At 64.9% G+C, this 14,772-nt stretch carries 7 protein-coding genes; 4 read left to right on the top strand and 3 right to left on the bottom strand.

The features are described 5' to 3' along the window. Positions 1–212: 212 nt before the first annotated feature. Both J7360_RS08780 and J7360_RS08775 read right to left on the bottom strand, forming a co-directional pair. Positions 213–2,858, bottom strand: coding sequence for a PAS-domain containing protein (locus J7360_RS08780; protein WP_209033677.1), 2,646 nt, complete (start codon positions 2,856–2,858; stop codon positions 213–215). A gap of 375 nt (positions 2,859–3,233) precedes the next feature. Next, positions 3,234–4,385, bottom strand: a complete 1,152-nt coding sequence (locus tag J7360_RS08775; RefSeq protein WP_209033675.1) for an OprO/OprP family phosphate-selective porin — start codon at positions 4,383–4,385, stop codon at positions 3,234–3,236. Positions 4,386–4,668: 283 nt separating this feature from the next. Here J7360_RS08775 and J7360_RS08770 point away from each other — a divergent pair, with 283 nt between their 5' ends. Then, positions 4,669–6,042: a dicarboxylate/amino acid:cation symporter gene (locus tag J7360_RS08770; RefSeq protein WP_007964504.1), complete on the top strand. Its 1,374-nt coding sequence runs from the start codon at positions 4,669–4,671 to the stop codon at positions 6,040–6,042. A 198-nt stretch (positions 6,043–6,240) separates the two neighbouring features. After that, positions 6,241–8,550 (top strand): NADP-dependent malic enzyme, encoded by a 2,310-nt coding sequence (locus tag J7360_RS08765; protein WP_209033673.1) that lies wholly within the window; start codon positions 6,241–6,243, stop codon positions 8,548–8,550. 338 nt (positions 8,551–8,888) lie between these two features. Here J7360_RS08765 and J7360_RS08760 read toward each other — a convergent pair whose 3' ends face one another. After that, positions 8,889–12,230 (bottom strand): GH92 family glycosyl hydrolase, encoded by a 3,342-nt coding sequence (locus tag J7360_RS08760; protein ID WP_057664272.1) that lies wholly within the window; start codon positions 12,228–12,230, stop codon positions 8,889–8,891. Between the two features lie 397 nt (positions 12,231–12,627). Between J7360_RS08760 and J7360_RS08755 the strand changes: the two genes are divergently transcribed. Then, positions 12,628–13,011, top strand: a complete 384-nt coding sequence (locus tag J7360_RS08755) for a helix-turn-helix transcriptional regulator (protein WP_223572696.1) — start codon at positions 12,628–12,630, stop codon at positions 13,009–13,011. 494 nt (positions 13,012–13,505) lie between these two features. Further along, the gene (locus J7360_RS08750) at positions 13,506–14,669 is read left to right on the top strand and encodes an HlyD family efflux transporter periplasmic adaptor subunit (protein ID WP_209033702.1); all 1,164 of its coding nucleotides are present in this window, start codon (positions 13,506–13,508) and stop codon (positions 14,667–14,669) included. The last annotated feature ends 103 nt before the right edge of the window (positions 14,670–14,772 follow it).

Below are 14,772 nucleotides of genomic sequence, written 5' to 3'. Positions count from 1 at the left end.
TCGGCCGGCGCGGCTGCAGTGCTCGACGTGCAGTGACCTCGCCACGACGCGCACGCCGCATTCGCCAGCGGCGGCTGGCATGGCCGCCTGACGTGAGGTCGATCCGTCCATGCCGTCGCCGCAGTGCTCTAGTGGCCTGCCGATGCGCCGATCGGTTCGGTGCGTGCGCTGCGGTGAGCACGTGAGAGGGCGCCGGCAGCGCCGGCAGCGCGCTACCCGCGCCGCATCAGCATCTGCGTCACCAGCGCGCGCAGGGCAGGTGGGCGGACCGGTTTGGACAAAAATCCCCAGCCCAGATCCAGCGCATGCTCGCGCAGGACAGGGTCGGGTTCTGCGGTGACCAGGATCACCCGTGGCTCGCGTTGCCAGCGTTCCACCAACTGCGACAGCAGCATGGGGCCGTGGTGCGCGCCCATGCGCACATCCAGCAGCAGCAGTTCCGGTACCTCCTCGGCATTGGCGGCGCTCAATGCCTCATCCAGGCCGCCGGCAAAATCCACGCGGCATTCCCAGCGTTCCAGCAGCGTGCGCGTGGCCTCGCAGACCAAGGGCTCATCATCCACGCACCACACCCGGCAGCCATGCAGGATGGGGTCGTTGCCGTGTTCGGCAGTGCCGACAGGCGCTGGCAGTTGCCGTGCGATGGCGGTGCGATCGCCCAGCGGGACCGTCACCGAAAACACGCTGCCGGCGCCCAGGGTGGAACGCAGCCCGATGCGATGGCCGAGCAGACGGCCGATGCGCTCGACGATGGCCAGGCCCAGGCCTGCGCCGCGATCGTTGGCCACGCCGTCGTCCAGGCGGCGGAATTCCTCGAAGATTTCGTGTTGCAGGGCTTCGGGAATGCCGGGCCCCTGGTCGTGCACTTCGATGCGCAGCCAGCCGCCGCGGCGGCGGCAGCCGATCAGCACGCGCCCGCGCGGCGTGTAGCGGATGGCGTTGGAGAGAAAGTTCTGCAGGATGCGGCGCAGCAGGTTTTCATCGCTCAACACCACCGCCGAGGTCGGCACCGATTCCAGCACCAGCCCGCGGTCTTCGGCCAGGATGCCGAAGTCGCGCGCCAGGGTGTCCAGCAAGGGCGCAAGCGCAAAGTCGCGCACCTGGGTCTTCAGGCTGCCCGCTTCCAGGCGCGAGATGTCGAGCAGGCTGTTGAGGATGGCGTCCTGCGCCGCCAGCGCACCGTCGATGTTGTCGACCACGCGTGCGCTGCCAGCCTCGCGCACTTGCCCGCGCAGCACCGAGACGAACATGCGCGCGGCGTTGAGCGGCTGCAGCAGGTCGTGCACCGCCGAGGCGACGAAGCGGGTCTTGTAGCGGTTGGCGCTTTCGGCTTCGCGCTTGGCCGCCGCCAGGTCGCGGGTGCGCTCGGCCACGCGGTGTTCCAGCGCGTCGGCCAGCGAACGCAGTTCGCGTGCGGCGTTCTTGTAGCTGGTGATGTCGGCGTAACTGGTGACAAAGCCGCCATCGGGCAGCGGGTTGCCGCGGATTTCCAGCACGGTGCCGTCTTCTTTTTCGCTCTCGCGCATATGCGGCTTGCCGCTGCGCAAGTGGTTCAGGCGACGCTCGATCGCCGCCTCGATCGGCCCCGGCCCCAGCAGGCCGCGGCGTGCATTGAAGCGGAACAGGTCTTCGATCGGGCGGCCGATCTTGAGCAGTTCCGGCGGAAACCGGAACAGCTCCAGATAGCGCGAATTCCACGCCACCAGATTGAGCGCCTCGTCGATCACCACCACGCCTTGCGGCAGATGTTCCAGGCTGCGGCTCAGGCCGGCATTGGCCTGCTGCGCAGCGGTGACCACGCCGTCCTGTGCGGTGCGCAGTTCTTCGGCGTGTTGCTGCAGCAAGGTTTCCAGCTCGTGCCGGCTGCGCTGGCGCAACGCCGACAGCCGCCGCCGTTGCTGCACGAACAACCACAGCAGGGCCAAGGCCAGCCACGCGCCGGCCGCGGCAATCGCCGCGGCGCGGCCGGCAGCGGCACTGGCGCGGGTGTCGTGCAGAAGATGCAGGCGCCAGCCGCTTTCGGGCACTTGCAGGGTCTGCCACAGCACCTGCGCGCCGAGCGGCGGGTCGCGCACGTCGGCCAGCACGCCGCCGTACCCGGTCTGCTCGATCAGCCGGCGCCGCAGCGGCAGCAATTCCTGGTCGGCGTACTGGCGGGTGCTCTGCAGTTCGCGGCGATCGCGGTCGCTGAGCGGGGCCAGCACGCGGTAGCGCCATTCCGGCTGGCTGGCCAGAAACACCACCTCGTGCGCGTCCGACGCCAGCACGATATCCGGGGTCTGCAGCCACTCACGCTCCAGTGCAGCCAGGGCGATCTTGATCACCACTACGCCCTGCACCTGACCGGCGCCGTCGACAATGGCCTGCGACAGGAAATAGCCCGGCTCGCTGGTGGTCATGCCGATGCCGTAGAAGCTGCCGCTGCCGGTGGCCAGCGCCTGCTGGTAATACGGACGGAAGGCATAATCCACGCCCACGTTGCTACGTGGCGCCCGCCAGTTGCTGGCGGCCAAGGCCACGCCGTCGTGGTTGATCAACGTCAGCGTGGACGACTGGGTGACATTGTTGGCGCGTTCGAGCTTTCGATTGAGCGCATCCACCTGGGCCGGCGACAGCGGGCCGGACACGGCCGCGCGCAGTTCTGGGTCCAGCGCCAGAATCTGCGGCAACGTGCGATAGCGGTCCACGCGCTGCTGCAGCGCCTGCGCGTAGAGCCGCAGCTGGCGGCGCACGGTGGCGCTTTCATCGTGCAGCGCGCTCTGTTCGACGAAGTGCCCGGCCGCGACCATGGCCACCACCATCTCGCCCAGCACGATGGACAAGGTGAGCAGCAGGCGACGGCGTTGCGATGCATACATGGCCGCAAGTATGGCGGTCTGTCGCCGGATCGCGCAGCCATCCGCCTGCAATGTCTAACAAAAAAGCGGTCGCGCTCATCGCCAGATGGGGGGCGCGGCCGGCAGACGGTGCCATCGCGTGTGCCACGCGTGACGACGGTTCCGGGCGCTCCGCCCGCATTTGCCCGGCGACCGCGCGCGACGTGTGTCAGCCGCTCTCATCGCACGCTTGGCAAGCGCCGAAGACGACAACGGCCGCACCCGTGATGGATGCGGCCGTGTCCAATGCCTGTTGCGGTGCGATGCCGGCGGCGCGTCGGCAAGCCGGCGCGTGGCCATGACGCGCGGCAGTGCGCCGGAGCGAATCGCCGGCGCGCTGCCCCTGCTCGGTGCGGCTTAGAACTGCACCTGCGCACGCAGTTCCATCACGTGCGGGGTTTCATGCACGCCATTGCGCGAGGAATCCACCCAGCTGTAGTTGGCCTGGAACTTGAAGTGGCTGGTGAGGTACCAGTTGGCGCCGATGGTGGTGTCGTGCTGGCGGCCGCCATGCACATTGTTGTCTTCCAGGTTCAGGCGGCTGTAGCGGGCGGTCAGCTCGACCGCGCCGTAGTCGTGCGACGGCTTGATGTTGCCCGGCACGCCGCCGGCATAGCTGCGCGATTCGCCGGTCAGCGTCCAGGTGCCGTAGACGTACTGGCCCTGGGCGATGAAGTGCGGCTGGTTCGCGTTGCGTGCCACTTCGGCACGCAGGGCTTCGCTCTGCAGCGAGAACGGGCCATGGATCCAGACCGCTTCCAGGCCGGTGCGGATCACATGGTCCACATCGAGAATGGTGCCGGTGTCGATCAGGCGCACATCGGTCAGGCCGGCTTCCGGGCGCGCACGCAGGCGCACACGCGGGCTGAACGACACGCCGCGGCCGTCGCTGTAACCGCGCGGGTTTTCGATCGAGCCGGCGATGCCCAGGTGCAGCACGTCGCCTTCGGCCTTCGACGGGGTCCATGCCGCGTGCACGGCCTGGGTGGTGCCCGGGTTGTCGCCCTGCAGATCCTTGCCGCCGTAAGCGCCGGCCTGCAGCAGGTACTGCTGACGTTCCAGCGTCCATTCCGCGCCGGTACGACGACCCTGGAACACCGCCTGGATCGGCAGGCCCAGTTCCATGAAGCTGCCCGCGCGCGAGCCCGGCACCTTCATGTAGCCCAGGCGCACGCGGCCGTAATCCTGGCCGAACAGGGCCTTGGTCTCGAACCGGTAGAACACGTCCAGCCACAGCTTGGACTCGAAGTCGTAGTACACCATGGCGTCGTAGACGCCCTTCTTCTTGATGGTGGCGCCGAATTCCTTGCGGCGGAAGTCGTTGCGGTCTTCCAGGCGGTCGTCGCCGGAGAAGTTGTTGTCGTCGTAGGCGTAGTTGCCGGTCAGGCCCAGCTCGGTGCCGTCACCGAAGGTGTACTTGGTCGGCCAGTTTTCGATCGAGGTGGCTGCATTGGCAGCGGCGGGGACGATGGCAGCAGCCAACGCCAGGACAAGCAGATTGAGGCGCATAGGTATGGTCTTCGGCAATAAGAAGGGGCCGGGCGTCCTGCCATGGCGGTCGCAATGAATGTCTTCAGCAAGCGCGCAGGATCCGGACGACGGCAGCACAGAAACCGTGTCTGCGTTAAACGGAATTAACGGCCGGCGGCGGCGCGGCTGAAGTGTAAGCCCACGTTCAGCCGCTGGACATGGGGTAGTACCAATGGGCTATCGGCCGGGGCTGTGACGTGCGGCCAGAATGCGTGCAACGGGTGCCTGCTCGGCACCCTCTCTCGTCTCTCGGAGTGGTGTCATGCACATCAGCAAGCCTGCCGGCCCCCTGCCGGCGTCCGTCCCCTTCTATCGCCAACTGTATTTTCAGGTGGTGGTGGCGATCGTCCTCGGTGCCCTGCTGGGCCATTTCGAGCCCGCCTTCGCCGAAAGCCTCAAGCCGCTGGGCGACGCCTTCATCAAGCTGGTGAAGATGATCATCGCTCCGGTGATCTTCCTGACCATCGTCACCGGCATCGCCGGCATGACCCATCTCAAGACGGTGGGCCGGGTGTTCGGCAAGGCGATGGCCTACTTCCTGTTCTTTTCCACGTTGGCCCTGGTGGTCGGTCTGATCGTTGCCCACGTGGTGCAGCCCGGCGCCGGCATGAACATCAATCCGGCCGATCTGGACCAGAGTGCGGTCAAGAGCTATGTCGAGAAGTCGCATGACCTGACCCTGGTCGGCTTCCTGATGGACATCATCCCCAACTCGCTGATCGGCGCATTCACCGGCGATCAGGTCGTCAACGGCAAGCTGACCGGGCCGAACATCCTGCAGGTGCTGTTCGTGGCGGTGCTGTTCGGTGTGTCGCTGGCGTTGGTGGGAGAGCGCGGCAAGCCGGTGCTGAACCTGCTGGAAGCGCTGATCGCCCCGGTGTTCAAGCTGGTGCACATCCTGATGCGTGCCGCCCCGATCGGTGCCTTCGGCGCCATCGCCTTCACCATCGGCAAGTACGGCGTGGAGTCGCTGGTCAACCTGGCCTGGCTGGTGGGCTCGTTTTATCTGACATCCCTGTTGTTCGTGCTGGTGATTCTGGGGCTGGTGAGCCGGCTATGCGGGTTTTCGGTCCTCAAGCTGATCCGCTACCTGAAGGCCGAGCTGCTGCTGGTGCTGGGTACGTCCTCGTCGGAGTCGGCGCTGCCGTCGCTGATGGAGAAGATGGAAAAGGCCGGTTGCGAGAAGTCGGTGGTGGGGCTGGTGGTGCCGACCGGGTACTCGTTCAATCTGGACGGCACCAATATCTACATGACGCTGGCGGCGCTGTTCATCGCCCAGGCCACCAATACCGAACTGACCCTGGGCCACCAGATCGCACTGCTGGCCGTGGCGATGCTCAGTTCCAAGGGAGCGGCCGGCGTCACCGGTGCCGGCTTCATCACCCTGGCCGCCACGCTGGCGGTGGTACCTGAAGTGCCGGTGGCCGGCATGGCGCTGATTCTGGGCGTGGACCGTTTCATGAGCGAATGCCGCTCGCTGACCAACTTCATCGGCAACGCGGTGGCCACCGTGGTGGTTTCGCGCTGGGAAAACGCCCTGGACCGCGACCGGCTCAAGCTGGTGCTGGACGGCGGCGAACCACCGCTGCTGGCCCCGGTCGGCCAACCCGGCGTGGCACCTGCCAGCCTGCGTTGATGCTTCCTACGGCCCTGTCTTCCGTCGGTGTTAACGACGGGATGCAGGGCCGTTCTTGTTTGGCCTCCACTCCGGCTGCGCCGCCCGCCACGCCGCATCCTGCGATCTCCCTGCCGCGCTGACAGCTGCGCGACAGGCCCTTGTTCAGGCAGGAGGGTAGAATTCAGTTCTCCTGCGCCTTCGAGACCCACACCACCGATGTCCACCGACGACTTCAAACAGGCCGCCCTCGACTACCACCGCCAGCAGCCGGCCGGCAAGATCAAGGTCACCGCGACCAAGCCGATGCTGACCCAGCGCGATCTGTCGCTGGCGTATTCGCCGGGCGTGGCGTTCGCCTGCGAGGCCATCGTCGAAGATGCCACCCAGGCCAGCGAGCTCACCGCGCGCGGCAATCTGGTGGCGGTGATCTCCAACGGCACCGCGGTGCTGGGCCTGGGCAACATCGGCCCGCTGGCCTCCAAGCCGGTGATGGAAGGCAAGGGCGTGCTGTTCCAGAAGTTCGCCGGCATCGACGTGTTCGATATCGAAATCAACGAGAACGACCCGGACAAGCTGGTGGACATCATCGCCAGCCTGGAGCCCACCTTCGGCGGCATCAACCTGGAAGACATCAAGGCGCCGGAATGCTTCATCGTCGAGCGCAAGCTGCGCGAGCGCATGAACATCCCGGTGTTCCACGACGACCAGCACGGCACCGCGATCATCGTCGGCGCCGCCGTGCTCAACGCGCTGGTGGTCACCGGCAAGAAGATCAAAGAGGTCAAGCTGGCCACCACCGGCATGGGCGCGGCCGGCATTTCCTGCGTCAACATGCTGGTCTCGCTGGGCCTGAAGCCGGAGAACATCCTGGCGCTGGACCGCGATGGCGTGATCCATACCGGCCGCACCGATCTGGATCCGGACAAGCAGCGCTACGCCCGCGATACCGACAAGCGCACCCTGGCCGAAATCGTCGAAGGCGCCGATATCTTCCTGGGCCTGTCGGCCGCCGGCATCCTCAAGCCGGAGATGGTCGCCAGCATGGCGCGCCAGCCGGTGATCTTCGCGCTGGCCAACCCCAATCCGGAAATCACCCCGGAAGCGGCCAAGGCCGTGCGCCCGGATTGCATCATCGGCACCGGTCGGTCGGATTATCCGAACCAGATCAACAACGTGCTGTGCTTTCCTTACCTGTTCCGCGGCGCGCTGGACGTGGGCGCCACCGGGATCAACGAAGAGATGAAGATCGCCTGCGTCAAGGCGATCGCGGCGATGGCGCGGCGCGAGGCCTCCGACCTGGGCGCGGCCTATGGCGGCGAGACCCCGAGCTTCGGTCCCGAGTATCTGATTCCGCGTCCGCTCGACCCGCGCCTGCTGGTGGAGCTGTCGTCTGCGGTTGCGCAGGCGGCCATGGATTCGGGCGTGTCCACGCGCCCGATCACCGACATGGAGGCTTACCGCGACAAGCTCGGCCAGTTCGTCTACCGCACCAGCCTGATGATGAAGCCGGTGTACGACCGCGCGCGCGCCGACAAGCAGCGCGTGGTATATGCCGAAGGCGAAGAAGAAGTGGTGCTGCGCGCGGTGCAGAACGTGGTCGACGAAGGCCTGGCCTACCCGATCCTGATCGGCCGCCCGGACGTGATCGAAGCACGCATCGAACGCATGGGCCTGCGCCTGACCGCCGGCGTGGACTTCGAAATCACCAACATCCTCGACGACCCCCGCTTCAACGATTACTGGCAGTACTACCACGCACTCACCGAGCGTCGTGGCGTGACCGTCACCGCGGCCAAGGAGCTGATGCGCTCGCGCCCGACCCTGATCGCGGCGGTGATGGTGGCGCGCGGCGAAGCCGACGCCATGCTGTCCGGCGTGGTCGGCCGCTTCCACAAGAAGCTCGGTTATGCGCGCAGCGTGATCCCGCTGGAGCCGCGGGTCAGCTCGACCTCGGCGATGACGGGTGTGATCAACCAGCTTGGCGTGTTCTTCTTCCTGGATACCCACGTGCAGGAAGACCCCACCGTCGAGCAGGTGGTGGAAGCGACGTTGCAGGCGGCGTATCGCCTCAAGCTGTTCGGCATCGAGCCCAATATCGCCTTGTTGTCGCATTCCAACTTCGGCAGCCACGATTCACGCGATGCGCTGAAGATGCGCCAGGTGCGCGAAGCGCTGCTCAAGCGCAAGCCCGAGCTCAACATCGACGGCGAGATGCAGGGCGACACCGCCTGGGACGAGGCGCTACGCAAGCAGATCATGCCCAACAGCACCTTGAAGGGCCGTGCCAACCTGTTCGTGTTGCCGAACCTGGAAGCGGCCAACATTGCCTATAACCTGGTGCGCGTGTTCACCGACGGCGTGGCGATCGGTCCGATCCTGATGGGCATCTCCAAGCCGGTGCATATCCTCACCACCAGCGCCACCTCGCGCCGGGTGATGAACATGACCGCCATCGCCGCGGTGGACGCACAGATCCGCAGACAGCGCGATGCGGAAAAAACGGCCGCCGACAAGGGTAGCGACTGAGGTCGCTGGTTGCCGGAAGCAGCCGATGACTGACGCGCCTTCAAGCCGTCATTCGCGATCGCAGCACTGAGCGCCGCACGACGGCGCTTGAAGGCCCCTCTCCCCTGGGGCAAGAAGGTGCGGCTTGCGCGCCACTGGCGCGCGTGCATTGGAGCGCCCGCGCCTAGCGCGGGCCGGGGCGCGCAGCGGAAGTTGGGGTGAGGGTAAGGCCTGCCCTCGGCATCGAATCGATCTCGAACGCCGAAACCCCCATCCAAACGCGGGCAAAAACGCGCGCCGCTTATGGTTCCACCACCACCCACGCGCGCCGACGACGTCCAGCTTCATCGCGTCTGCGCTCAATCCCCCAGCAACTCGATTTCTGCCAGCTCGGCGCGCGCAGGCATTTTCAGCCGCAGCCGGTATTCCGCATACGCGCCAGGTGCCGTTATCCGGAACGGACGTGTCTGCAGCGGCCAGGCAAACCGCTCGTCGCTGCGTTGATCGACGATCTTCCATGCACCGCCTGCCTTGCGCCCTTCCAGCGTCCACGCACTGGCGCCGATTGCCGCATTGCCGCTGGTCAAGGTGTACAGCATCGGCGTGCCGCGCTGTAGTCCACTCAGGGTGATGCTGGGCGCACGCGACACCGCGACCACCGTGCCCGCATCGTCGTCGTGCAATGCGGGTGCCTCGCCACCGTCGGCCAACGCAACGTGCGCATCGGTGCCCAGCAGATCGATGAACGGGGCAGGGCGCTTGCCTGGCGCGGTCAACGATGGCGGCACATCGTCCGGTCCGCTACCCCAGCGCGAGGGCCTGGGCCCCATCTCGAAGTCCAGCGTCGCACCCTTGGCGATCGCCGCATGCGGCAACCAGGTCTTGCGCCACGGCTTGCCGTTGAGCGTGAGCGATTGCACATACACATTCTCCGGCGAATTCTGCGGGGCATTGACCGTCAGCGTACCGCCGCCCGGCAAGCGCACGCGCGCCTGCTTGAACAGCGGCGAGCCGATCACATACTCCGGCGCTCCCATCCGCAATGGATACAACCCCAGCGCGGCGAACAGATACCACGCCGACATCTCGCCATTGTCTTCGTCGCCGGCGTAACCCTGGCCGATCTCGCTACCCAGGTACAGGCGCGCCAGAATCTCGCGGGTCATGCGCTGTGTTTTCCACGGTTGCCCGGCATACAGATACATCCATGGAATGTGGTGCGCGGTCTGGTTGCTGTGCGCGTACATGCCCATGCGCACATCGCGCGCTTCGGTCATCTCGTGAATGGTGTTGCCATACGAGCCTGCAAACTGCGCTTGGGCAGTCTCGGGCGTGGAAAAAAACGTGTCCAACTTGGCGGCCAATGCCGCGCGGCCACCGTATAGCGCAGCCAGGCCTTCGCCATCGTGCGGTGCGGTAAATGCGAACGTCCAGCCGCTGGATTCGGTGTAATCGTTGCCCCACACGCGTGGGTCGTACTGCGCCGCGTCCACGCGCCAGGCACCATCGGGCCTGCGGCCCTGGAAGAAGCCGACCGCCGGATCGAACAGTGCCGCATACCCGGCTGCGCGGCGACGAAAATACAGCGCCTCGGTCGCATAACGCTCACGCGCTGGCGCCGTGCTGGCCTGGCGGGACAATGCATCGGCCATGTTGGCGATGCCGAAGTCGTTGAGGGCGCCCTCCATCGACCACGACATGCCTTCATGCGTCTCGGTATCGGTATAGCCGCGGAAGGTCGAGCGTGCCATGCCCTTGCGACCGACATGCCGGTCCGGCGCAACGACCGTGGCGTTTTTCAGTGCAGCGGCGTAGGCCTCGGCCGGGTCGAAGCCTTGCACGCCTTTTCGCCATGCGTCAGCAAACGCCACATCCGAACTGGTGCCTACCATCAGGTCTGCATAACCGGGCGACGACCAGCGCGCGATCCAGCCGCCCGCCCGCGATTGCTCGACAAACCCGTGCACCAGGGCGCCGGCATCATCGGGCGCAAAGAGCGCATACGCAGGCCACGCCGTGCGAAACGTATCCCATAGCCCGTTGTTGACGTATACCCGGCCGTCGCGGATCGGTGCGAAGCTGCGCACCGCGCTGCCGTCGATATTGTCGTCCGACCAGCTGTTCTGGCTGGCGTAGCGCCAATCCGGCGCAGTCGCAGTGCCCACGTTTTCATGCGCCGAGTTCGGATACAGGTACAGCCGGTACAGGCTGGAATACAGCGTGGTTGTCTGGTCGGCAGTGGCATCGGGTACTTCGAAGCGCCCCAGCAATGCATCCCAGGCATCCTGCGCGCGGGCGGCGACCTGCTCGAAGCTTGCGTCTGCGGCAATCTCCAGTTCCGCATTGTGCTTGGCCTGCTCCACCGACATCAGCGAAGTGGCAATGCGCATCTGCACCTGGCGCGCGCTGCCGGCATCGAACTTGATCCAGCCGGTCGGGCGGCCAGTGTCCAGCAGGCCGCTGCTGTGCCAGGGCCTATCGAAGCTGGCATAGACGAACATGCGGGTTGCGCCCGTCGACAGACCGCTGCGCACGTCGGTGTAACCGGACAGTGTCTGGGTCGCCGCATCCAGCTTCAGCCCGCCGCGCGCATCCACGTTGTCGAACAGCAGATTGGCATCGCCCCGCGCCGGGAAGCGAAAACGAAACAGCGCGGCGTGGTCGGTCGGCGCGATCTCGGCATGGATGCCGTTGTCCAGTTGCACGGCGTAGCGATAGGGGCGGGCCTGCTCGTCGTCATGCGAAAACCCCAGTGCACGCCTGCTGCGATCGGCATCCGGCACGCCGGCAGTGAGCGAGGGCATCACCTGAAACGTCTGCCGGTCGCCCATCCACGGGCTCGGTTGATGGCTGAGCGACAGCGCCTGCAGACGCGGACGATTGTCTGCACCGTTGTGTTCGTTCCAGCGATATAGCCAGGTCAGCGTTCCCGCATCGGTGACCGGCGTCCAGAAGTTGAAACCGTGCGGCACGGCCGTCGCAGGGAAATTATTGCCGCGCGAAAACGTGCCATTGGATTGCGTGCCGCGCGTGGTCAGCACCCGATCCGAGGGCCGCCCTGGCGTTGCCAGCGGCACCTCGGCAATAGCGATATCGTCGATCCACCCGGCAGCGCGCGCGCCCGCAGGCGGCGCCAGGTCCAGCTCGATCGCACGCACACGCCGCCCACGCAGCCCGGGCACATCTCCCAACCGCACTTGCTTGCGCGCCCACTGCTGCGGGTACAGCGTCTTCGACTCGCCTTGCGCCTGCGCACCCAATGCCACGCCGTGTTGATCGCGCGCTGCGCCGGCAGAAACGCGTGTACCGTCGTCCAGCACCAGGTCCAACGAGACATACGTGGATGCCACATGGTCGTTGCCGACACTTTCCGGCAAGACCATCCACGATAGCGTTGTCTGCGTTTCGATCAGCAGATCGGTGGTGAACAACGCGCGCCGCCCACCTGCGCCGTTGCTCGCGTAATGCAATGCATGCGCTCCGCTGTAGCCGGCGTTCGGCTTGGCGGCGTAAGGAGCCTGTGGTCCGGCTTGTACTGCAACCGTGATGGCTGAAGAATTAGTCGCCGCTGGTTGTAGTTGTCTGGGCTCGAAAGATGTCCCACTCCCGCTTGTCGCGCGCGCCTTGGGGAGCGCCCCGAGCAAGCAGACAATCGCAATCGATGTCAGCAGCCCACGATGCACGGTGAAAGAAGCAAGCACGTTTGGAGAATTCCTTATTGAAGTGTCGGCTGGATCGAGCAGATCAAGCCCGATCGCATTGCGGTGCAGACCCCGCGACCGGATCAAGCGGCTAGGACCGCGTTATCGATCCTGAACAAAGCGCTTGCTGCATGCAAGCGAACTGGGGCGGATAAATCACCTGACGAGATGCTTTACCGACACAGGCGCGTAGCCAAAAGCGAAGTTCGCTTCGTATTGCGATTGTCGTGCAGCGCGGACGTTGGTCCTTGATAAGCGCCTTTCGATCACGGACGCAACACGCCTCTCTCGGCCTTGGCCCGATGGCATGCCCGGCGCGTTCTCCGCGCGCAGACAAGATTGACAAGCTCGACCATAAGCGCAGAATTCGAGAGACATCCCCCCCAAGTACAGCCGCATGGACAGCCCCCGCCTCAGCAACCGCATGGATCCGACCGCAGTATCCGGCCGCATCAAGTCTGCTCGCATCGCACTCGGTTTATCGCAGGGCGTTTTGGCTTCCCGCCTCGGTGTGCACCGGGCCACCATCGCCCATTGGGAGCGCGACGGTGGGTTTGTCCCCAGCGTCGAGAATCTGCGTGCGTTGAGCCAGGAGCTGCAGGTCGGATTTGAGTGGCTGGCGGTGGGCGGTGTGATTTCTGGACAAGCGGTGTCGCCTACGATACCGGATTCGCGCCGACGCCTTGAGTCACGCATGCTGATGCTGTCGCGGCATGTACCGGTGTCATTCCTGGCGACAGTGATTGCCCTGTTGGAAAGTGCTTCTGCTTATCTGGAATAGTCTGCGATCCCGATCAGGCCCTGCGTATCCCTGATACGCATGGTCCGTACGCGTTTCCTGAAACGGATGTGACATTGACTCACCATTGCCGTTCGCGCGTGTCGGTTCTGGCACACCTCGCGCATTGCGTCTGGTCGCATCCTGGCCCCTAATCGAGCGCATGGACAAAGACTCCGCCATTGTCGAAGTAGGGGGCGCCTCACTCAGTCTGAAGGGTTGCTACATATTTCTTGGTATCGCAACGAGGTCGGTAGGCAAGGCGGCAAGGGTATCTTTGAAGCGAGCCAGGAGGCGGGCCAGCCGCTGGAAAGTTACGGTCGGCCTTCCAATAGTTGACGCGGTCGCGTGTGGTTGGTCGCCGTTTATCGATTTTTTGTAAGCCTTCTTCCCGTGATCTGTGCTTCCTGCGGTTGGATATGATTCGGGTCGGCAATGCCCTTGCGCGCGCACTCATGCGTGCAAACGCGTTCGACCAACAGTTTGGTCAAATGAACCTGCCGCTATTCCGAAAAGAAGTCTTGCAGGCGCGCCGCACCAGCTGGCTCGGTGGAATCTCGCTCGTGCAGCCGTTGCGGACGTGGTTGTTCGTGACCGTGGCTGGAATCGCCGCGATATCCGTAGTGATCTTTCTGTGCGAGGGTACCTATACGCATCGATCCAGCGTGTCTGGTCAACTGGTCCCGACCAGGGGGCTCGCTACTGTGATGGCTCCCGCTACGGGCGTTCTCACCCGGCTCGACGTCACCGAAGGGCAGCGCGTTGCTGCGGGAAAGATACTGGGCGTCGTGACGGTACCGCGAGCCACGCTCGCCAGCGGTGATACCGGTGCCGCCTTACAACGGCAACTGCGCCAACGCGGCGAAGGTCTGAAATCCGCTGAACAGGCGCAATTGCAACAACTGGAAGCACAGGAGCAGGGTCTGCGAGCGCAATTGACCAACCTTCGCCAGGAACTGGTCCAGATTGACGGCGAGGTGGCGATACGCCGGAGCCAGATCGCCCTAGCCAATGAAGTGCTACAGCGCTGGCGCCAGTTACAGGACGACAAGTACGTCAGCGTGCTGCAAATCAAACAACAGGAGTCCAGTACCCTGGAATATAACAGCCAGATGCAGGCTCTTGAGCGGCAGTCCACTGAGATGCGGCGCGCCTCCGCGCAGATCGAACAGCAATTACGCATGCTACCTGGTCAGCGCGGTAGCGTGCAGGCCGACTATCGGCGCGACAGCGCAGCTGTGGAGCAGGAACAGGTGCAGACGCAGGCGAGTGCCGCGTTGGTCGTGACCGCGCCGGTCGCTGGCTTGATTGCTACGCAGGTGGTCAAGCCGGGGCAGGCGATCCAGGCGGGGCAGCCGTTGCTGAGCCTCCTCCAAGGGGAGGGTAGGCTGGAAGCGGTGTTATTGGTGCCCAGTCGCGCAGTCGGCTTCGTAGCGTCGGGCGACCGTGTTCTGTTGCGCTATCAAGCCTATCCATATCAGAAGTTCGGTCATCAGCATGGCGTGGTGACCGAGATCAGTCGCAGCGCGCTGATCCCAGGAGAATTGGCTGCTTTGACGGGTAGCGCAAAAGAGTCCGAGCCGTATTACCGAGTTACCGTGGCCTTGGCTCACCAGGAGATATCGACTGACGGAAAGCTCGATCCGCTAAGGAAGGTCTGATCAACTCACCGCAGATGCGCGACACTATCGCCTTATGTAGAGGATTCATCCATGCAGCTGACGTTCGGTGACGCTGAGGGCTTGGGCAAGCGTAAGCATACCC

This window comes from Xanthomonas sp. D-99 (genome assembly GCF_017746145.1).
Taxonomy (GTDB): Bacteria; Pseudomonadota; Gammaproteobacteria; order Xanthomonadales; family Xanthomonadaceae; genus Xanthomonas; species Xanthomonas cissicola.
This window is presented reverse-complemented; position numbering and strand designations above follow the sequence as displayed.